This is a genomic window from Microcoleus sp. MON1_C5, assembly GCF_036701875.1.
GTDB lineage: Bacteria > Cyanobacteriota > Cyanobacteriia > Cyanobacteriales > Microcoleaceae > Microcoleus.
The window spans coordinates 130,732-151,489 of record NZ_JAUBRN010000008.1 but is presented as its reverse complement, the minus strand read 5'-3'; the positions used below and the strand labels follow the sequence as shown (position 1 = coordinate 151,489).

Here is a 20,758-nt window from a genome sequence, read left to right as displayed (position 1 = left end):
GGTTTAACTGCTTATCAATCTATTCAACAAGCTCTCTCTATTGATGGCTCCATTTTTTCCCCTAGTTGAGCAATTACCGGTACTCAACTCAACCGCAGATAAATTACCTGTTATGGCAGACCAGGAAACGATTTGAACCTAGGAGGCTCTAGCGGTGAAAGACGAAGAGAGAAATGAGGGAAAGCTTAGGGCCACTTAATAATTAAACAAGTTTGAAAAAGCATCTTTATTGAGAAAACACTGATTTCAAAAAAGCTGATGAAGCAGAAGAAAATCAGTTGATGAAACATCAAACATAATTTACTCAAAAATTTAGGTACTTGCTACGGCAATGCAACACATACCAGACCTAGCCGAGCCATTTTTTAGCAGTTGTTGGACGGGTGAGTTAATCAATAAAACAGGATTTACCGACTCTTGAACTCAAGTTTGGTTAAAGGATGATAATTAGGTTTGTAGTCAGGAATGAGATTCTTCACTCGCCCGCTCCGGTTCCACGACAAACAATTCTATTATCAGCGATTAACCCGAATCGCTCTGAGTCAGAAACCCGGTTTTTTAGTAGATATCTAGTTCTCAAACCAATAATTTTGGGTGAGGTCTGGTTTTTCTGGGTAAGTTCTATTAAAGCAACAATATGCGATCGGCTTTAGGGAAATTCCAATCCCCCGATAAAACCCTAAATGCCTCGCAGCCGAGGCCTGTGTCAGAAAAATTGCCGCCCAAATAGTCTGCACTCCGTCTTTTAACGCCTTTCCCCCCCTTATGGTAGATCACACTCAGGTTGGTAAGCCTGTTATATTGGCAGTATCTAGGCAAGTTTCGGGAATACTGGTAGTTACACGTAAAGGAGTCAGAGTGTCTGCTTCCAGACTCTACTTCGGCGAACAACTACCAAACCACACCTCATGCAAGTTATGAACAGCCAAAAAGTTAGTGTAATCATTCCTGCATTCAATGCTGCCGACACTCTGGCCGAGACAGTTGCCTCCGTACTCAATGGTACCCACAAGAATCTAGAAATTTTAATTGTTGATGACGGCTCTACGGACGCTACTGACAAAGTTGCTGCTAAGCTGGTCGAGCAAGATTCGAGAGTTCAATACTTCCGAAATCCCCAAACTTACGGGGTTTCTAAGGCGAGAAATTTAATGATATATCGGGCAACGGGCGAGTATGTAGCGTTTATCGACAGCGACGATACCTGGGAACCCAACAAGCTAGAAGTTTGTTTGAAGATGCTCGCAGACAATCCCGAAGTCAAAGCTGTGGCTCACGCTTTGCGGTATTTAGACAAGCGCGGCAACAAGTTAAGTTACATTCCCACCTATCCTACAACTAAAGCAGAAATGCAGGCGATTAAGGAGACAGGCGAAAGCCCTTGGGTTTTCCCGTCTTCGGTTGTAGTCGATCGCTCCATTCTTCTCAAAGAAGGCGGGTTTGCAGAAGATTGGGAGGTAGGAGAAGATACAGAGTTATTTACCAAACTTGCTCAAAAGTATGGCTTGCTAGCGGCGACGGCACCTTTGGGAAATTATCGAATTAGAGGCAAATCTCTCACAGATAAGCACTGGCTGAAAAAGCGCATAGCTTCTGATTGTGTCCAGGAAAACCAACTCCGGCGCTTGCGGGGAGAAAAAGAGTTATCGCTTAACGAGTACGAACAGCTATTCTTTAAGAATTTGCCGCTTTTGAAAAAGCTTAACAAATTTCGAGAACTTTTGGCGCAGCACTACATGAGAAAGCTGGGACAAAGCTGGTTAAATCGGGAGGTTTTGCCTACTATTGTTTACGGCGTCGCTACCACCGTGCTCAATCCGCAAGCTACTGTCAACAAGTGGAAATGGATGAAGACTCACGAAAAGTTGAGTCATCAAACGGCAGAAGGTATTGGTTATTCGGCAGAATTAAACCCCCAGCGATCGTCTGAAATCGGGGGGCTGTCCTAAAGGATGTTATAGTTGTATACCCTTTCTCAGTAACATGAGGTGCACGCTTGATATAGGGCATAGGGCATAGGGCATAGGGCATACCTCACTTTATTGAGAACTGCTATATGCGGGTTTAGTCAAGAAATTAGGTACTGCCAATAAAGCCGAATCGAAGCCGATCGCCCAGAGACTGGTTAAGACGCGATATTGGGGTTTTGAGCCGTATTTGACTGTTAATATCCTGTCGGATCAATTACCCGCAATACCAGCTACAGCGGCTTGCAGCCGTGCGATGGGGCACGATATACACATCTTTGAAAGTCGCGCTCGGATGTCAGCCTTGATTTATTCTGCCACTAGCTTCAAGCCTATACAGGGCGCTAAGAGCAGCGTTCCCGCACCGTGCTATTTGCTGCGAAAACAGTTACACTAAATATCATAATATAAGTAAAGAGCCAAGTTTTTTGAATGAAAAAATGGGTAGCAAACCCCTTTTTGAAGCAGAAAATAAAAGCAAAAATTTAGCAAAAATTCTGCTTTCTACCTTCAGAGGGCGCTCGCCTTTTTATTTGGAATTAGATTGAATTTATGGACTGGCAAGAAGTTTCTGGCAACTGGGTATTAATTCCCTCAAGACCGATCGCGATCGTACATTTTCTCGGCGGTGCATTTGTGGCGACAGCACCGCAACTCACCTATCGCTGGCTGTTAGAAGCTTTGGGGAACCAAGGGTATCTTGTAGTCGCAACGCCGTTTGTCAATACTTTGGATCATATTGCGATCGCCCGCGATGTCCTCAACAAATTTGAAAATGCCCTCGATCGCCTGCGTGGCACTAAATTGCTCAAATCTTCCTATCTCCCCATTTACGGTATGGGACACAGCATGGGATGCAAACTGCACTTGCTGATCGGTTCTGTATTTGACATAGAAAGGGCAGGCAATATTCTGATTTCTTTCAACAATTATGCGGCATCCGAAGCAATCCCGATCGTCGAGCAAATTTCCCCCGTCTTTAAAGTCGAGTTTACCCCTTCCCCGCAAGACACCAATCGCCTCGTCCAAGATAGCTATCAAATCCGGCGCAATCTTTTAGTCAAATTTAACGGCGACAACATCGACCAAACCCTGCTTTTGACTGGTCTGCTAAAACAGAGATTTCCCGACATGATTACAGTTCAGACCCTGGCCGGCAACCATCAAACACCATTAGGTCAAGATGTTAGCTGGCCTGTGGGTCAAATTTTTACACCCTTCGACGCGATCGGGCAATGGGTCAAACAAGAAGTGTATCGAGAATTAAATGAATTAAAACGGACAATTCTGCTGTGGCTTAATCCTCTGTCCCGCGTTTAAAACCCGATGAATCCATTAATCAGAAATTTCCTCTACCACTTCCAAAATATCATCTTCATTGTTCGACCTTGAGACAGGAGTATAATTTTTGACCATCGACAAACAGTTCCGTCCATCAGCCGTTCTCACATAACTAATACTGTCTGCGATGTCTTTAATCAATTTTAGACCGCGCCCGCCCGGAGAGTTAATATCGACTTTTTCCGAAATATCTTTGATTTTTTGCTCTAAATCAAACGGATCGCCCGAGTCCCAAATTTTAATCTCTAAAGATTCAGCGAACACCGCCACCTGAATGTCAACACGCAAATCCGGTGGTTTGCCCTTGTGGGCGTGACGCACCGCATTCGTAAAGCCCTCAGCCAAAGCTAACTGACATCGTATCCACACACTTGTAGGAATTCGCGAGTCGTACAATTGTGCAAACCACGACAAAACCCAGCTTAATCCACTCAGACCTGTATTGACTTGAAGATCCGCTTTTTTTAGCATCAGCAACTTTTCGGAACCCTTTAATTCAATCACGCTCACCACAGAAGTTCTTCATCGGCCGGTGGGCAAAATACAACCAGAAAAAATACGATGAGACAAAATACAACGGCGGCAAAATTGAATGGTAGTTTGAGGATACTAGCTTTGGTGGGCCGTCGAGCGATGTCTAATCCACTAATCGGTTAGTCACTATACCATAAATAGCACTTTCATGTCAACCAGCGGCTGTGGCAAATAAAAGTCTATAAAAATTTATATTCTGAGTATAAACTGAGTGAAGTTCGATCACGCTAAATTTCCATCAAATTTTAACGTAAATTGAACTCAACGACCCGCTGTCAAAAGCAATTACCTCGAAAGCGATGCCAATAAACTATACTCAATCTCAGACAAGGGCGCTGACAGGATATATTTTAAATGACCCCCAGACCTTGAAAAACTTGTAGTACCTAAGTGCCCATGTTTCAAATTCTGGTTATTGACGATGATACGGCTGTTCAAGAACTGCTGAGAAGAACCCTGAAAAAACAGGGTTACGAAGTAACAGTAGCAAGCAATGGCGAAGACGGTGTAGCGCAGGCGCAAAAATTGCGTCCGGCCCTGATAATTTGCGATTGGATCATGCCGCGCTTGACCGGCATCGATGTCTGCCGTCGAGTTAAGGCAGATCCGGATCTGTCAACTACACAATTCTTTTTGTTGACTTCTTTGGGTTCGATCGCCGATCGAGTCAAAGGGCTCGATGCAGGTGCCGACGATTTTATCTCGAAGCCGATCGAACTCAACGAGTTGCAGGCGAGAGTACGCGCAGGATTGAGGCTGCACCAACTCAGCCGAGATTTAAAAATAGCCAAGCAAAGTCTGGAAGCAGAGTTAGCCGAGGCGGCCGAGTACGTGCAATCGCTGCTGCCAGATCCGATGACGGAACCTATCAGCATTGAGGCAAAATTCATTCCCTCCCGGCAGTTGGGGGGAGATTGCTTCGACTACAACTGGCTAGATGCCGATTATTTGGCGATTTACTTGCTCGACGTAGCCGGTCACGGTTTGCGGGCGGCGCTGCCTTCTGTGGCAGTGCTGAATTTGCTGCGATCGCGCGCGCTCCCCAACATAGACTACTACAAACCCAGCGACGTTTTGCGCGCCCTGAACACCACCTTCCAGATGAGCTACCAAAATGACAAGTATTTCACCATCTGGTATGGCGTTTACAACCGCATTTCTCGCCAGCTAGTTTATGCCAGCGCCGGCCATCCACCGGCCGTGTTGATTTCCCAGTCGCCTGCGAGCACTGCTAAAATCCAGCGATTAAAAACCCCCGGAATGCCTGTCGGGATGTTCCCCGACGCCCCCTATGTCGATAATTGCTGCGATGTCGAGGATTTGAGCACTCTCTACATCTTTAGCGACGGGGTATACGAGATCCACCAACCTGACGGCAATATCTGGGGGCTTGACCCTTTCGTCGACCTGTTAGCAGCTTACAACGGTGCAAGTGCCGACCAGTTAGAGCTGGTTTTGAACTACATTCAAAAGTTGAACGCTAAAGCAGTTTTTGATGATGATTGGTCTTTACTCAAGGTAAACTTTGGCTAGCTGACTTCTTGCATTGCATCTGCGACAAAATAGCAAGAAGGCAGCAGCCCAAAGATTTAGTTAGTTGAAGGAATTTTGCTATTAAAAGCATCGCGGGTCGGAAATATCTCGAAAACTCGATCCATGCTGGTGAGTTCAAATAAGATGCGGATTTGCTCGTTGATAGAACAGACAACTAATTGACTCCCAGCGGCCCGGACTGTTTTGAGCGCCAAGACTAAAGCGCCTAAACCAGAACTATCCATAAATGTCACATCAGTGAAGTCTATCAATACCACATCGGCTCCCGCTTCCACTAGGTCGCTAATCTCTTGGCGGAATTGACTTGCCTTGGTGCCGTCTAAAATGCCAGAGGGCTGAATAATTTTAACTACAGGACTCATATTTTGCGGTGGGAATGTCAGAATTTCTAGCCAGACTAGGCTAGTATAGCTGCGAGATGGACTCCGATCCAAATAAGAGAGGGGAAAAGCGCCAGAGCCTGAGAGCGGGAGAATAGTGTTGAGCGCAAAAGATGGCGATCTTCGCGGATCGTAACGCCGATCGGAGTCGCCGCGCTTCGCCGGGAGTGAATTTTGAGATAGGGACAATCTTTGTTCTGCCGAATGCCTTCTGGTATTAATCAAACTCGGCTAACTTTGGCGCGGTAGAGCAGTTTGTCGCCTTGTCTGTAGCCTGTGTAGCGGACTTTGACGGGTTCTCCGGGCTCGGCTGTTCCTTCCATGAGCTGGTGCTGTTGGGGGTTGTAGGGAATCTGGGCTCCGACTGGGGCGATCGACTCCACTCCCCAATGCTCCAATAACTGCTCGACGGGCCGCAGCAAGGGCAGTAGTTTCTGAGCCCGCAAGTTGTGATTTTCCTGAGCTTTGCTCGCAGCAGTCGGCCACTGCAACATCCAAGATTCTAAAATTTGCACGCAGGAGAGCTGGAATTCCTGCAGCAAAGATTCTCGCTGCTGTTCGATCGCAGCTTGCAGGCGCTGATATTCTTGTTCTAGGGCTGTCGGTGGTGCCTGTTCTAACTCTACATAGTCTGGCGCCAAGGTTGCGAGCAGTTCATTTAAGGAAATTTGCAAAGCTTGACTAATTTTGAGCAGGATGTCGGCTCGGGTTTGCAAAGCTAAGCCGCGACGCAGGCGGATGACCTGAATTTCGGGAACTCCTGCTTTTTGGCTGAGTTCTCGATCGCTCGAAAGCCCCGCCTGTTGCATCAGGCGTTGCAGTTGAGGAGAATAATCGGGAATATTGGCAGTCACGAAAAACTCATCCAAATTAATAAATGGACATATTCTCGATCCTAAGCTGTCAGGAGCATTAACGAAATACATTTTTGGGGCGGACCCAACAGCCCGCCCCACAAGACTTTCGCAATTTATTCCGATGCAAGTTCAATTATTGAAAGCTTGCTATTTGACGGCTACTTTTTCCCGGGCGGCGGCTGTTGCAGTTGTCGCAGAACCTTGCAAATGCGCTTCTAGGAACCACAAACGCTTGTCAATTGCCCGCGAAATTTCGGTGTACAGATCCGCTGTATCGGCATCGCCGAGTTCGTCTGTTTTGTCGATGGCGACTCGCAGGTGTTGGGCGTAGGGTGCGTAGCGATCGGCCAAAGCCGTCACATATTCTTTCCCATCTAAAATGTCGAACGGAAACTCTGGCAAAATCGAATCAGCAGCCGCTGCGCGGGCTGTTCCTACAGCCAAACCGCCCAAAGCTGTGACCCGTTCGGCAACCAAATCGATGTATTCTTCGAGTTCAGTTGCCATTTCGTCAAACAGCAAGTGCAACTGGTAGAAGTCCATGCCTTTAACGTTCCAGTGAGCTTGCTTGACTTGAGTTTTTAAGTCCAGAGTCGTTGCCAGCGTGGCGTTTAGCAGCCCGACTACTTGAGAGCGGGTGGCGGCTGACATATCGATGCGGGTCGGGTAAAGATGTTGTTTGTGGTTGTTGGTAGTCATACGTTTTTAGCTTGTTATTAGTGATTGTCGATCGAACTTCTTAGAAAGGTTTGGGCGAGAGAATATTTGACTGTTGTGAATTTCTGTTGAGAGGCTCAGGCTAGGTGCATCTGCAACACGGCACGGGTAGCTCGGCGTACTTTACAGCGGATAGTTTCTAAACCGAGACGCTGGCAAGCTTCGTATCGGTGGCAGCCGGAAAATCCGTAATATTGACCATCTACTTCTAGCACATCGATGGGTTCGTTTAAACCTACCTCGCGGATGGATTCCATGAGGCCGGCTACTTTGGTTTGGTCGTTGACTCGCGGCAGGGGGCGGCGAATCTGGTTGAGGGGTATTTCTTCGATCCTCATGGCGGCTGTCTGTTTTGCTTCTTGTTAAATCATACTCGTTATGACTTCGGGTTGTCAACAAACAGGAGGACTTACGCAAAAACCTGGTTTCTGCTGGGAATATGGGGGTTAGAAAATCTCAACTACTGCTATCTTGGCAGGCAATCCCAAAAAAGAAGTATGAATTGGTAACACGCAGTACAGATAGGATTTTTCATGCCTTTCGATAGATCGATCGACCTCAACCTTCTAGCTACAGTGGCAGAAAAGATAAATTGTGGCTTGAAATTATGGCATCCTCCCAACCCCTCAAAGGCATTGAATTGATCGACTGCGCCAAAGCTAACGCCCAACAAGGAATCGCCACAGCCGCGAACCTTTGCGGCTACGGAGGCGACCTCAACACCTTCGAGCGGGAACTGAAAAAGGCTTGCCAAGACATAGGCGTCGAAGTCAAGGAGTTAAGCGACTTGATTACGGCTCAGCAGATGATGAAACAAGGAATGGGTATTGAAGTCGCTCCAGATACTCCCTCAGAACTCTAGGCTCAATCTCCACCGCACCAGTTTTAGGGCTAAGATTGCCCCGACACCAGTATTTTGAGTCTGCTAGCTGAGGCAGGCTAGAATGTTTTGCATGGGAGCTTCCGACTTTAGCCAGGAGTCGCGTTTTCTCCCGCGAAGAGGGTGCTTTCTGGAGGGTGCTGAGATTGTTAGGAGGACTGTCGTGTCAGATCAGCAAGACCGAATTATGCGTTTGTTTATAGAGGAGGCTAAGGAGCACCTCGATACTCTAGAAAATGGTTTAGTGGATTTAAAGTCCACGATGAAAGACCCCGAAAGCGTCCAAGAGATGTTTCGAGCCGCCCATTCCGTGAAAGGAGGGGCGGCTATGCTCGGCTTAGATAGTATTAAAACAACCGCTCACCGCTTGGAAGATTGTTTTAAGGTGCTCAAGGACGGGCCCGTCAAGCAGGTTGACCAAACGGCAGAATCCCTATTTTTAAAGGGAGTTGATACGCTTAAGGACTTGCTGGGGCGACTGGAGGGGCCTTTCGGCTTGAGGAATGAGGAGGGAGAAAAACTCGTGCAGCAGGTGATGCCTGTTTTTGCTCAACTGGAAACTCACCTCAATAAATTGGGGTCGGGCAAAGTGCAGGCTGCTGGGTCTGGTACGCCCGCCGCTCCAACAGCGGGCGCTGTGCCGGCGAATTTTGCTGTTGAAGTGATGACTTTACTCAAAGAAATGTTGCAGGTGTTCAAGCAGAAAGAATCGGCTGCTAGTCGCTCTGAGTTGACGGCTGTGTGCGTTCGCCTCTATAAGTTGGGAGGTAAAATTGAGACTTGGCAAAATTTAGTAAAAACCGCTAGAGCAGCGATCGTTAATCCCAAAAACTCTTATAAAGTCTTAGCTCCGCTGATTATCAAAGAACTCAAGGAAGCTGGCGATTTAGTACAAGGGGGGAAAGTCAAGACGATCGTTCCGAGTAAAAATTTGCTACTTTTGGCAGCAAGCCCAAAACCAGCAGAGACAAGCGCCGCAGCAGCCCCAGCCGCAGCGTCGAAGCAAGTAGCACTTCCAGCCGAACCGAAGGCGGTAGTCAAGCTTTTGCTCAAAACTTTCAACAAAAAGCAACTCTCGGAAATTGCCAAGTTACTGGTTAACGCCATCAAATCCTCGAACTAGGAGGTGTTGCAGTAGAAGATAGAGTCAAAGCAATATTTGTGAGGCGGATAATTTTCTGGTGGGTGCTGGCAGCCGCTCGTTGAGCAGCAACTCGAAAAAATTCACTCATTCGAGATTTTTGCCCTCTACCTTCTACTGTTGGGCAACCCTGCGTTAGAATTAGTGGATATGTAGGCGTGCAATATTGTACCAGAATTAAAAATCGAGCAGGCTTTATAAGGCGGTAGCTGTGAAACCAATACGTTCATTAGAAGATGCTTTAAACCGCTGTCAGGCGATGGGAATGCGCTTGAGCCGCCAGCGTCGATTTATTCTAGAACTTTTGTGGGAGGCAAAAGAACACCTCTCGGCTCGCGAAATTTACGATCGCCTCAACAAACAAGCGCATTCGATCGGTCATACTTCTGTCTATCAAAATCTAGAAGCTTTGTCGAGAGAAGGGATTATTGAGTGCATAGAACGCTCGGAGGGACGCTTGTACGGCAATGTCAGCGACTCTCACTCTCACGTCAATTGTCTTGATACGGCTCAGATTCTGGACGTTCATGTGGAATTGCCGATCGACTTGATCGAGCAAATCCAACAGCAAACTGGTGTCAGAATTGTAGACTACCGGATAGATTTCTACGGATATCGCTCGGCCGAGTCCGCTACGCAAGCATCGAGTGTCAGCGATACGCCAAAGGCTTCGTAACCGATAAAGCCGCCGCTGTTGGAAGCAAAACAGATCTTTGTGAGCGGCCGGTCGGTCGTATAAAATGATTCAAGTATTTAGCAGCGCTCGATCTGTTTTTTTGCGTCGCCCGCCGGAATTCGGCACAGTATAAAAAACAGTAGAAAAAAAGGAAAACAGAAAAATGAAACTCGATCGGCAAGTTTGGCGATCGGGAATAAAATTTACGACTAAACCCAAAAAATCAATCCTACCCCCTACAGGTAAAAGTGTAGACCAAATCCGGCTTTATACCCCCTTTATTTTTTAATCGGCTTGGAGCGGAGCAAAGTTTGTGCAGTGGCGGTTTCAACCGCTGAGTCCGATAGTGGAATTTCTGACCCGGATTTAATATGAGAGCTTAGTTGAATCCCTCCCACAATTCATGTGCAGAGTCAATTTTAAAATCTAAAATCTAAAATCTAAAATCTAAAATTGATGGACTGACGGGGCTTTATACTGTTTTTTCTGCTAAACGGCCCCGGGATCTGTCAATAACTGTTTGATAACTGGTATGATTTACGTGCTTCGAGAGCCTAAAATACTCGGAAGCAACCAGTGGGGCCAGACACGAACCTCACTATAAAACGCCGTAGAGGGAAAGATTGCCAGTACCTTGAAGGAAGTTCTCGATCTCCTTAACAGGAGTCAGAAGCCGACATCACAATCTATAGATTTGATGTGGGAGTGTCACATTCTAGTGCGCATTACAGGACAGGCTGAAGTAATGGCGAGACGACAATCTGACCAATTCCACACACCACCGCAATACAACCCATCCCCTAAACCGACGGCACAGTTCAGTGCAGAGGCGACAGGGGATGCGAGTTCCTCAGTAACGGCGCTGCCGACTGAGGGAAAAAGAACTTTTTGGCAGTGGCAGCTTATCTGGCTGAGTCTCCTGGTGGGATTTGGAGTAACCGGTGCCGCTGCATTTCTGTGGTTGCTGACGATGCCGCCACCGCCGAATTGCCAGCAACTGTCGCCGCTGGCGGCGGACGGAGAGCGACTTTACTGCGCTCAACAAGCTGCTAAGTCGGGCAAGCTAGAACAGCTAGAATCGGCAATGGCATTGGTGCAGGCTTGGCCGAAAGAACATCCGCTATACTCGCAAGGTCAACATTTGATAGGAGAATGGTCGAAAGCCATTCTGGGGTTTGCCAGGGCAAAAATTGAGAAGGGCGATTTGAAGGGTGCTCTGGAGATTGTGGCGAAAATTCCGAAAACCAGTCCGTCTTACCCCGAGGTACAGGAGGCTGTTACTGCTTGGGAAAAAAATTGGCAGGAGGGCCAAAAACTCTACGATACAGCCCTAGCAGCTTTGAAAAGTGAGGATTTAAGGAAGGCTTGGGATTATGCTCAAGCTCTGTTCAAGCTGGAAAATGTTTTCTGGAGTCAGAAACGGTACAACGAGCTGATCCAGCAGATTTCTTTGGAAAGAAACGGCTGGCAGCGCTTGCAAGAGGCTAGAGATTTGGCGACGGAGGGAACTCCGCAAAAATTCGCTGAGGCGATCGTCCTGGCTCGTAAAATAGACCCGCAGCTTTTTGCCCGCGCTAAAGCTGAGAAGGAAATTGAGGGCTGGAGCCGGACTTTGCTGGCAATGGCTACTAAGCGGTTGGGGGCGAAAGACCTGCCGGGGGCGATCGAGGCTGCTTCTGTGGTGCCGCAGGATTCGCCGCTGTTTGCGGAAGCTCAAGATTTGATGCAGTTGGGTAGGGCTCAGGCAGTGACGTGGAACCAGTCGATATCAACTCCGCTGCCGCAACACATTTTTAGCTTGCTGGAAGGGCAGGGGGCTGCTAGCCAAATTGCTCCGGGTCGCCCTCTGTACAAGCAAGCTCAAGTTCAAATTGAAAATTTGCAGGTGCAGTTTCAAGATTTGCTGCGTCTGCAAGTGGCGAGCACGATCGCTAGTGTCGGTCAGATAGGGACGTTTGCACTCGCGATCGAGCAAGCGCAAACCATCGGACTTAAGCAGCCGCGGCGGGTTCACGCTCAAACTTTGGTGGCTGCTTGGCGTCGGGAAATTCAGCGGATCGAAGACCAATCTTTTCTGACTCTGGCGAAGCAGTTGGCAGAACCGCAAACGGTTGAAGGACTCAAGGGCGGCATGGCTCAGCTACTCCTGATCGCTCTAAACCGCCCCCGCAGGATAGAGGCGCAAACTCTCTTGGCTCAGTGGACGAAACGCATAGAAGTTATTCAAGATCAGCCTTTGTTGGATGAAGCTATAGCCCTGGCGAAGCAAGGAAAACTTAGTGCTGCTATTGAAAAAGCTTCGGCAATTAAGAGCGGTAGGACTTTGTACGCGAAAGCTCAGGATAATGTCTATCAGTGGGTGAGCGAACTGCAAGTTGCTCAAGACAGACCGATTCTGGATCGAGCTTTGGAATTGGCGTCTCAAGGCAGTCTAGGAGCGGCGATCGATACGGCTTCCCAAATCGGTTACGGTAGGGCGCTGTATTCAGAGGCTGCAGGTGCGATCGGGCGCTGGAGTGCCGAACTTAGAGCCAATACTGCACCGCCACCGGAACCCACTCGCGAGTACGCGCCAGCTCCGGAACAGGAGTATGCGCCAGCTCCGGAACAGGAGTATGCGCCAGCTCCGGAACAGGAGTACGCGCCAGCTCCGCAACAGGAGGAGTATGCGCCGGCTCCCGAGCCTTACTATCCGCCCGCGAGACAAGAGGCCCCGGCTCCAGAGCCGGAACCTTACTATCCGCCCGCTCCAGAGCCGGAACCTTACTATCCGCCCGCCCGGGAGCCGGAACCGGAACCTTACTATCCGCCCGCTCCAGAGCCGGAACCTTACTATCCGCCCGCGAGACAAGAGGCCCCGGCTCCGGAACCGGAACCAGCTCCTCCTCCGGCTCCGGCTCCGGAACCAGCGCCGCCCTCGATTCCTGAATCGGCTGGGCCTCCTGATGGTAATTTGCTCCCCGAGTAATTGGGTTTTCGCGCGATCGAGCTCTAAAATCTCCAATCTAAAATCAAGTGAGTAATTTCCAACTGCTGACGATCGATGGCGACCCCATTTTCCGGCTGGGGCTGCGAGTCGCTTGCGAGCAGTATCCAGACTTGCAAGTTGTCGCAGAGGTTTCCAGGGGAACCGAGGCTTTGCGAGTTCTAGAAGCTCGCTCGCTCGAATTGGTAGCAGCCAAGAAACCCGCAGATTTGGTAATTTTGGCTGTTGAGGCTTTAAATTTGCGATCGGGTCCAACAGAGGCGCTGGCATTTTGTCGCGAACTCAAAAGTTTGTACCCCAACCTGCCCCTGTTGCTGCTAGGCGGGCCGCTGACACCGGAGCTGTTGGCCCAAGTACAGGCTACGGGCGCGAATGGCTATTGTGCTAAAGGTAGAGATATTTCCTTGACAATCGAAGCTATTCGCGCGGTGGCATCTGGTCGCACTTATTGGGCGACCGATGCGGCAGCTAACTCGGAAATAGAACTAAATGCAGCGGTGGTTCAAACAGTAGAAAACTCCGCAGCAATTGCAGATAAAAATGCAGATGATCGGACAATTGATACGCCAGTACACAAAAAAATGCTGGCTTATTTTTGTCACTCTGGACTACGGGAAATAGATGCAACTTTGGCGGTTGTCCAAGCTGATTTGCAAGATATCAGAGCCGCATATCCGACTGATTTGCCCTCTATTTTAGATGGGGTTGTACTCAGCGGGCGCCGCAGAGAATTGCTGGCAGCTCGCTGGATTGTCAGTCAGTTATTATTTGAAGGAAAAGGGGAGAAGGCAGAAGGCAGAAGGCAGAGGGCAGAACGCAGAGGGGAGAAAGAAGAAATTAGAAGCGAGAATCTGTTAAATAATTCTCAATCGCAATTAGCGAATTCCCAAGTTTCGGCTGCATCTTTGGTGGTTGCAACTAATTGGCAAGGTAGCTTGTTTGACTCGGTGGCGGCTAAATTGCAGTTTGAGTTGGTGAATTTGACTGGGTTGCCTTTGGAAATCGATATTTTGCGATCGCCCAAAAAGCGTGAATTGATGAGTTCCATCCTGCGGAAGTTAAAGGATTTGCTGGAGGAATTGCGCTTTTCGCAAGTGCAGCAAACTCAATTGTCGCAAAAAATGCCTGCTATTTTACGGGATTTGTGGGAGGCGACAATCATAGATTTTTTTGGCAGATACTATACACTGCAAACGGGAGAAACTCGGGTTTTTGATGGCAGTCAAACAAGCTGGAAACAGGGAGAAAGTCAAGAGGGAAGCGCTGCTTATCTCTTGGCAGGCAGCGGCGTAGAAGTTGTGCCGATGCTGCTGGCAGATGCTGATGTAGTTGCAGCAGAAATCCTTGACAAAATACCCATGACAGTTGATTTTTTTGCACATTTGCTATTTGAAATTCCTCTAACAGTTGACAATATTTCTTGTGTTTCGGGCAGCCCGGCAGCAATGCAGCGAGCTGAAGCTTTGTTGGAAAATTTGGCAATACAAGTTGCTAGCGGAGTGGTACAGCCTCTACTAAATAATTTGGCAAATATTGAAGAAATCAAGCAAATTTTTTACGATGGTAAGTTGATTTCGACGCGAGAAATTGAGAGATTTCGGAATGATTTGTCGTGGAGATATAGCTGGGATAGATATTTTGTGGAACCGAAAGCTATTTTTGAAAGCAGGTTTTGGCTGTTTGTTTTGGGCGATTCTGGAATTAAGAAAATTTCTATTTATTCTCCGAGAAATCAGGAGTTAGCACAGCTTTCTGGGTGGCAGTTAGCCTTGACTTTGCTGCTGGAAACCAGGGATGCGATCGCACCTAGAGTTCGCGCGGTTATTTCGCTGTTGGGTGCTGGGGTTGTTTACGTTTTGACTCAGGTTATAGGGCGGGGAATTGGTTTGATCGGGCGGGGAATTATCCAGGGGATTGGTAATTCTTTGCAAGATAGCAAGTTTGGGAAAAATGGGTGATGGTTGGGCAACGAGTAGTAGAAAATCTTGCATAAATCTTTGAGGTAAGGCGGAAACCGCAGATTAACCGGGATTAACGCCGATTCTTTTTACAATATTGGGCGAATGCGTGCAAGAGTTCTGGTGTAGGGAAGTTAACGAATTTGATATAATTGGTGATTGGTGATTGGTGGTATTATAGATAAAACTTAATGCTATAAGGTTGAAATTTTATGAGTATTATGATAGCGATAGATGCCGAACGCATAAACAGTTTAGATTTGTCTCCGGTACGCACTGTGATTGAAAAGTGGCTGGCAGAAGGAGCGATCGCCCAAAACGAACAACAGCTACAATTTGAAATAGAGTATCCGCGGGAAGAGTTAGATCCGCGAGAAATTTCGGAAATTCCCGAAGTGCGGCTGTGGTTTATTCGCTTGGATGCTTGTTATCCTTGGCTGCCATTTTTGCTGGATTGGAAAGCGGGAGAATTGGCGCGCTATGCGGCGATGTTGGTGCCGCACCAGTTCCACCGCACCCAAGGTATTCAGTACAATCCTGAAGCTTTGGAAATGTTTTTGATGAACAAAATTTTTGTGTTGACTGATTGGTTGAATCAGCAGGGAATTCCCAGTAAATCGAAGTTGATGGCGATGTCGCAGATGTTTGGTTATGATTTGGAGGATGCTTTTTTTGATGTGATTGTGCCGCACAAATAAGCGAGCGCGCCTCTAATTAACATACTGCTAATTAGGTAAGCTACTATACCTTAAGACTAAGAACAAAGGTATAAACCCGATTTCTTCCCTTATGGGGCGGGCTTTCCAGTCCGCCTCCGCAGCTATAAGTTCTATCCACAACAGGTTAATTAAGCTTAACAGCAGCCGTACTCAGACTTTAAGACAATCCTTAAACCAGCGCGCCTCACAAAATTGTTGCTGGACTTCAGAATTTTCTCAGAATTGATAGTTAGTTTAAATAGACAACGATCGCCCCATTCAATCGATCGAGGAAATTTACCATGAAAACAGATTACCTCATCGTCGGCAGTGGTTTATCAGCACTGGTTTTCGGAGCTTTGATGGCAAACTGCGGCAAAACCGTACACATCCTCGAAGCTCACGAGCATCCCGGAGGCTTTGGTCACACCTTTACGATGGCCAAAAAATACACCTTTAATGCCCAATTCCACTACGTTTGGGACTGCGGCGAAGGACATACAGTCAATCGAGTTCTCAAAAAACTCGGTCTCGATCGAGATGTCACCTTTGAACGGTACGATCCGAATGGCTACGACCACATGAGAATGCCTGGGTATGCGCTCGATATTCCCTCGGAACCAGAGGAACTGATCCGCAGATTGTCGGCGCTATTTCCCGAAGCGAGCGAGAGAATTCGCCAATTCGTCAACGAAGTCGAGAAAACCGGCAACGGACTCCGAAAACTCGCTCCTCCCGTCAAACCAATTGAATTGCTCAAAAATTTCGGTGACGTATTCTGTGCCGTCCAACATCTCAACAGTACACTTCAGGACGTTTTCGACAAGTTCCAACTCCCGCAAGCCGCCCAAACCCTATTAGCCCTGCAATGGCCGGACTTTTTGCTGCCTCCAAATCAGCTTTCTTTCTATGCTTGGATTGCCTTGTTTAGAGGCTATCAAGAAGGTGCATTTTACCCGACGCAGCATTTTGAAGATGTCATCAATTCTTTAGTTAAAGTCATTGAATCCAACGGGGGGAAAGTTCTATTAAACCATGAAGTCACGAATTTCAGGGTAACAAACAGAACAGTAACTGGTGTTGAAGCGATGGATTTGACCACCCATCAAACCCATGAATTCACGGGCGACACCGTGATTTGCAACCTTGACCCGAAAAGAGCTGCCAAGATGATTGGAGAGGAACAGTTCTCTAAAACAGTGCGGCGGAAACTCAACTATGAGTATTCTGCATCTAACTACATGGTGTACTGCGTTGTCAAAGATATCGATCTCCGAGACTATGGATTTGGCAAGTGGAATACGTTTCATTCGGAACACCTGGATCTAAATGAAGCTTTTGCTCAAATGTACGAGCAAAATGATTTTTCTCGTCCGAGCTTTGCAATTACAACGCCAACTTTACTGACGGAAGCGCGGGGGGATTGTCCAGAAGATTGTCAAATTGTCGAATTTCTGACTGTTGCTAATTACAGCTATTTTAAACAGCTTTGGGAGAGCGATCGCAAAGCTTACAGACAGAAGAAACAAGAGATTCTGGACTCGATTTTAGATGTAGTTGAAAAACACTATGTTCCGAATTTCCGCAAACACATGGTCTTTCATATTACCGGAAGTCCGACGACTAACGAGCGCTTCTGTTGGTGTCCTAACGGTAATTCCTACGGTTCCAGCCTGACGCCGCGCAACATGGGGGTCGATCGACTAAATCATGAAACATCCCTCAACAATTTCTATTTCTGCAACGCCTCCTCGGGCTATCCAGGCTTTGCACCGACATTTTGGACGGGGGCGCTGCTTTACCAACGTTTATCCGGCGATGCGATTCTAGGCTAAGGAAAATTGGCAATTGGTTATTTTCCTGTTTTTCTCGTTCCTTGGCTTTGCCAAGGAATGAATTTCACTCTTGCTCTGCCTCCTCTTAAAAATCTCTCGTTTCTGCTCTCGTTATCTTGTTCCTTAGCTGTGCCAAGGAATGAATTTCTGGAAGCTTTACCTCATCTTAAAAATGACGAGGGACAGCAAGAGTGAAATGCGTTTCCAGGTATAACCTGGGCACTAAAATTTATTCCTTCTTCCTTCTTCCTGACATCCGTTACATCCGTTACATCCGTTACATCCGTTACAGCATCCGTTGCCGAACTTCCCTCTATCAATCTAGGAGTGAACTATGAGAATTGCAATTGTTGGGGGCGGAGCGAGCGGTATGGCAGCAGCCTACTGGCTCGATAAACAGGGGCATCACGTCACTGTGTTGGAAAAGCAGCCGATTTTAGGCGGACACATTCGGACGCTCAACAAAAATGTTGCGCCCAATCAATCGGAGTGCAATGAAATATTAGAAAATGGGGTGCTGGAATTTCCCACTGTGTTTTACAATTTCGTGGCTTTTATGCAGGAGCTAGGCGTTGAATTAGAACCCGTGCAGATTGGTTCCGCGCTGTTTCTTAAAGATGGCGATCACTTTTTGTCTAAGGTATCTATCCGGAAAAATTTTACCGGAATCCAACGCCTGATCGAGTATTTGCGGCTGGATAGTCTCTACGCTCGTTCGGCTGGATTTATTTTAAAAATGCGGTTTGCTAAACAGCACGATTTCTACGATGTGCCACTTTCTGAGTCTTTGAAAAGCTCGTGCGTCCGCAATTATTGGCTGAAGTTGCTGACGATGTACAGCTACTCGATACCGTTTGAATTGCTCGACAATTTTCCGGCCCAATTAGCGCTGCCTGTTCTGCGCGACTATGCCTTGGTCAACTGGGTGAGGATTAAAGGCGGGGTGTATTCTTACATTGAAAAGATTCTGGAGCGGTTTAAGGGCGATATACGGCTGAATGTGGAGATTGCCCAGACTTTCAGAAGTGCTGATGCTGTAAAAATTGTGCTTTCTAATGGGGATAGTCAGGAATTTGATAAGGTGGTTTTTGCGATGCCACCAGACCAAGTGATAAGGCTGTTGTCTGATCCGACGGATGCGGAAACGAAGCGGTTTTCGGCGTGGAAAGCTAATTATGCAACGACTGTGCTGCATTCGGATACATCAATGTACGATCGCTACCGTATCCGCAAGTTATCAGAATTTGATTTTTTCGAGACGGAGAAGGGATGGGGATATAATGCCAGCTTGAATCAGCTTTGCGGCATCTCATCCCCACGAGAGTACAGTTTAGCTTTTCAACTGGAGGAGTCGATCGCCAAAAAAGACATTATTCACATTCAGAAACATCACACGCCACTATATAATGTCGAGTCTTTTCGCTATCGAAATGAAGTTATCGAGACTAATGGCGAAAACAACACTTATCATGCAGGAGCTTATTTGGGTGATGGTTTGCACGAAGGAGCAATTACCTCTGCTTTGCGAGTCGCGAAATTAATTGGGTGAGCTCAATGGTCATGCTACAAACTCTCGCAAATATCAGTAAATTTCTTGCCGGTGCAACACTCTCACAAAAGTAATGATGTCTGCATCAAACAGTTAAACCAATGCGAGAGTCGTCCACTCGGATGCGAAATTAATTTTTGGCGTTCGTTGCCTAAGCTGCGACACCACGTGCTGCAGTTAAGTAGACATCATTGCTCAAAGATGGGGGCATTGTTGAGCCGGCTAACTGAGTACCCTCAAAGTTGGTTCCCGTAAATGTTGCCCCGCTCAGGTCGGCTTCGCTCAAGTCTGCATAGCACAGCCTAGCCCAATCAAGGTTTGCCTGCACCAAAGAAACTCCCACCAGATTTGCCCTGGTTAAATCTGCTCCCATCAACTTGACACCCCGCAACTGAGCTCCGCTGAGATTGGCAGCTAACAAGTTCGAGCCTTCCAAGTTTACCCCGTTCAGTTTGGCTCCGCTCAGGTTGACGCCATTGAGATCCGTCCTGCTCAGGTCGATGCCGTTGATGTAAGCTTTGCTGAGATAGATGCCTGTTAGTTGAGCGCCAAAAAGCTTTGCACCGCTGAGTTTTGCCCCTCCGCAGTTGGCCCAGTTGAGGTTTGCTCCCGTGAGGTTTGCGCCCCGCAGGTTGATGAATTGCAGGTCGGCTGTACACAAATTGGCGTTCCAGAGGATGGCGATCGCCAGGTTGCTACCTATGAGTTGGGCGCCACTCAACTTTGCCCTGGGCAGTTTTGCTTTGACGAGGAAAGCTCCGCTGAGATTGGCTTTCGTGAGATCTGCGTCCGCTAGTCTGGCTTGACCCATTTTGGCAAAACTCAGATTTGCCCTGTAAAGGTTTGCGTCGTTGAGTTCTGCTTTAGTGAGATGCGCCCGACTCAGGTTAGCTCCCGACAGGTTAGCCCTCGAAAAATTTACGCCAACCAACATAGCTCCGCTGAGGTTGGCTCCGCTGAGGTTTGCGCCAGCAAAGTCTCTGTTTCCATTTTCGTACTCTTTGAGCAGCTCGGTTACTTCCATACGGGTCAGATTCCTAATACCAGAAATTTATCTAGAAATAAACACTCTTTATAGATATTTTATCTCAAATGGAGTGGAGGCGCTCGCACTTTCAAGAAAGCTGACAATTAACTTTATATTTATACATATATAGCAATCCTTGCAGGAGTCGTAAATTTTTACCCCTCCCCAACCCTCCCCGAACCCGCTCGCTCGGGAGTAAGAAATTCACAAATGATGCGAGGATTGCTATACTTTGTGCTTTTTCCAGAGTCCCGACCTTTTTGAGGTCATAGTCTGAAACCCTTGATTTATAGTGGGTCTCTAGTGTGCTTCGGCAAGCGTTGCGATCGTACTGAGATCCGTGAAACCGTGATTCTCAGTAGGTAAGCCATCAAACACTGTCCGAATTGTTAATCAATAGTTAAAATCAATATTCTTGTTGTCCACTCTGACTAACAGCTTTTTTAAACGGAGACTGCAAATTTGTTAGTTGTGTTTGCTTCAGGTGTCGCGAAGGCTGGCATGGTCATAGCTCCATATTTTATCTACTGTCATTTTTCATAAAAATTAGAGGTGGAACAACAGCTTAATCAGCGATAATTTTTCTCGGTTGTCTCGCAGCAGTTATACGATCGTGCTTTTCAATATTTCCTTAAGTCATCGGGGTGAAAAGTAATTT

The 20,758-nt window shown here is 47.4% G+C and carries 18 protein-coding genes; 11 read left to right on the top strand and 7 right to left on the bottom strand.

What is annotated here, in order from left to right; translation table 11 throughout:
- Nucleotides 1-908 precede the first annotated feature (908 nt).
- Together QUA71_RS06410 and QUA71_RS06405 are read left to right on the top strand one after the other, a co-directional pair.
- Nucleotides 909-1,949: a glycosyltransferase family 2 protein gene (locus QUA71_RS06410; protein ID WP_333283398.1), complete on the top strand. Its 1,041-nt coding sequence runs from the start codon at nucleotides 909-911 to the stop codon at nucleotides 1,947-1,949.
- Between the two features lie 570 nt (nucleotides 1,950-2,519).
- The gene (locus QUA71_RS06405; protein ID WP_333283396.1) at nucleotides 2,520-3,287 is read left to right on the top strand and encodes a DUF1350 family protein; all 768 of its coding nucleotides are present in this window, start codon (nucleotides 2,520-2,522) and stop codon (nucleotides 3,285-3,287) included.
- Nucleotides 3,288-3,302: 15 nt separating this feature from the next.
- Here QUA71_RS06405 and QUA71_RS06400 read toward each other — a convergent pair whose 3' ends face one another.
- A complete protein-coding gene (locus QUA71_RS06400) occupies nucleotides 3,303-3,821 on the bottom strand; it encodes an ATP-binding protein (protein ID WP_333283394.1) in 519 nt (172 codons plus the stop codon).
- A gap of 417 nt (nucleotides 3,822-4,238) precedes the next feature.
- On the opposite strand from QUA71_RS06400, the gene QUA71_RS06395 reads away from it, so the two are divergent.
- Nucleotides 4,239-5,375: a SpoIIE family protein phosphatase gene (locus QUA71_RS06395; protein ID WP_333218707.1), complete on the top strand. Its 1,137-nt coding sequence runs from the start codon at nucleotides 4,239-4,241 to the stop codon at nucleotides 5,373-5,375.
- A 56-nt stretch (nucleotides 5,376-5,431) separates the two neighbouring features.
- Here QUA71_RS06395 and QUA71_RS06390 read toward each other — a convergent pair whose 3' ends face one another.
- From QUA71_RS06390 to QUA71_RS06375, 4 genes are all read right to left on the bottom strand, one after another.
- Nucleotides 5,432-5,758 carry an STAS domain-containing protein gene (locus QUA71_RS06390; RefSeq protein ID WP_006632013.1) on the bottom strand — a complete coding sequence of 109 codons (327 nt, stop codon included), beginning with the start codon at nucleotides 5,756-5,758 and terminating at the stop codon, nucleotides 5,432-5,434.
- A gap of 239 nt (nucleotides 5,759-5,997) precedes the next feature.
- A complete protein-coding gene (locus QUA71_RS06385) occupies nucleotides 5,998-6,702 on the bottom strand; it encodes a helix-turn-helix domain-containing protein (RefSeq protein ID WP_333283392.1) in 705 nt (234 codons plus the stop codon).
- A gap of 78 nt (nucleotides 6,703-6,780) precedes the next feature.
- Nucleotides 6,781-7,332 (bottom strand): DNA starvation/stationary phase protection protein Dps, encoded by a 552-nt coding sequence (dps, locus tag QUA71_RS06380; protein ID WP_333283391.1) that lies wholly within the window; start codon nucleotides 7,330-7,332, stop codon nucleotides 6,781-6,783.
- A 95-nt stretch (nucleotides 7,333-7,427) separates the two neighbouring features.
- Entirely contained in the window at nucleotides 7,428-7,688 is a 261-nt protein-coding gene (locus QUA71_RS06375; RefSeq protein ID WP_333283389.1) for a sulfiredoxin, read from the bottom strand.
- 269 nt (nucleotides 7,689-7,957) lie between these two features.
- Between QUA71_RS06375 and QUA71_RS06370 the strand changes: the two genes are divergently transcribed.
- Complete coding sequence (locus QUA71_RS06370; protein ID WP_333218713.1) at nucleotides 7,958-8,212, top strand: hypothetical protein; 255 nt, start codon at nucleotides 7,958-7,960, stop codon at nucleotides 8,210-8,212.
- 82 nt (nucleotides 8,213-8,294) lie between these two features.
- Nucleotides 8,295-9,353 carry an Hpt domain-containing protein gene (locus QUA71_RS06365; protein WP_333218714.1) on the top strand — a complete coding sequence of 353 codons (1,059 nt, stop codon included), beginning with the start codon at nucleotides 8,295-8,297 and terminating at the stop codon, nucleotides 9,351-9,353.
- On the opposite strand, the gene QUA71_RS06360 is transcribed toward QUA71_RS06365, so the two are convergent.
- Nucleotides 9,337-9,462, bottom strand: a complete 126-nt coding sequence (locus tag QUA71_RS06360) for a hypothetical protein (protein ID WP_333218715.1) — start codon at nucleotides 9,460-9,462, stop codon at nucleotides 9,337-9,339. The two genes, QUA71_RS06365 and QUA71_RS06360, sit on opposite strands and share 17 nt — an antisense overlap.
- Before the next feature lie 120 nt (nucleotides 9,463-9,582).
- On the opposite strand from QUA71_RS06360, the gene QUA71_RS06355 reads away from it, so the two are divergent.
- The 6 genes from QUA71_RS06355 to QUA71_RS06330 all read left to right on the top strand — a co-directional run bounded on the left by QUA71_RS06355 (nucleotide 9,583) and on the right by QUA71_RS06330 (nucleotide 19,073).
- Nucleotides 9,583-10,047 carry a transcriptional repressor gene (locus QUA71_RS06355; RefSeq protein WP_190656145.1) on the top strand — a complete coding sequence of 155 codons (465 nt, stop codon included), beginning with the start codon at nucleotides 9,583-9,585 and terminating at the stop codon, nucleotides 10,045-10,047.
- A gap of 745 nt (nucleotides 10,048-10,792) precedes the next feature.
- Nucleotides 10,793-13,015 carry a hypothetical protein gene (locus tag QUA71_RS06350; protein WP_333283386.1) on the top strand — a complete coding sequence of 741 codons (2,223 nt, stop codon included), beginning with the start codon at nucleotides 10,793-10,795 and terminating at the stop codon, nucleotides 13,013-13,015.
- 47 nt (nucleotides 13,016-13,062) lie between these two features.
- A complete protein-coding gene (locus QUA71_RS06345; protein WP_333283384.1) occupies nucleotides 13,063-14,991 on the top strand; it encodes a DUF3685 domain-containing protein in 1,929 nt (642 codons plus the stop codon).
- Nucleotides 14,992-15,203: 212 nt separating this feature from the next.
- Entirely contained in the window at nucleotides 15,204-15,689 is a 486-nt protein-coding gene (locus QUA71_RS06340) for a CRR6 family NdhI maturation factor (RefSeq protein ID WP_333283382.1), read from the top strand.
- Nucleotides 15,690-15,991: 302 nt separating this feature from the next.
- Complete coding sequence (locus QUA71_RS06335) at nucleotides 15,992-17,524, top strand: NAD(P)/FAD-dependent oxidoreductase (protein ID WP_333283380.1); 1,533 nt, start codon at nucleotides 15,992-15,994, stop codon at nucleotides 17,522-17,524.
- Nucleotides 17,525-17,858: 334 nt separating this feature from the next.
- The gene (locus tag QUA71_RS06330; RefSeq protein WP_333283378.1) at nucleotides 17,859-19,073 is read left to right on the top strand and encodes an FAD-dependent oxidoreductase; all 1,215 of its coding nucleotides are present in this window, start codon (nucleotides 17,859-17,861) and stop codon (nucleotides 19,071-19,073) included.
- 151 nt (nucleotides 19,074-19,224) lie between these two features.
- On the opposite strand, the gene QUA71_RS06325 is transcribed toward QUA71_RS06330, so the two are convergent.
- Nucleotides 19,225-20,097, bottom strand: coding sequence for a pentapeptide repeat-containing protein (locus QUA71_RS06325; RefSeq protein WP_190656134.1), 873 nt, complete (start codon nucleotides 20,095-20,097; stop codon nucleotides 19,225-19,227).
- Nucleotides 20,098-20,758 lie beyond the last annotated feature (661 nt).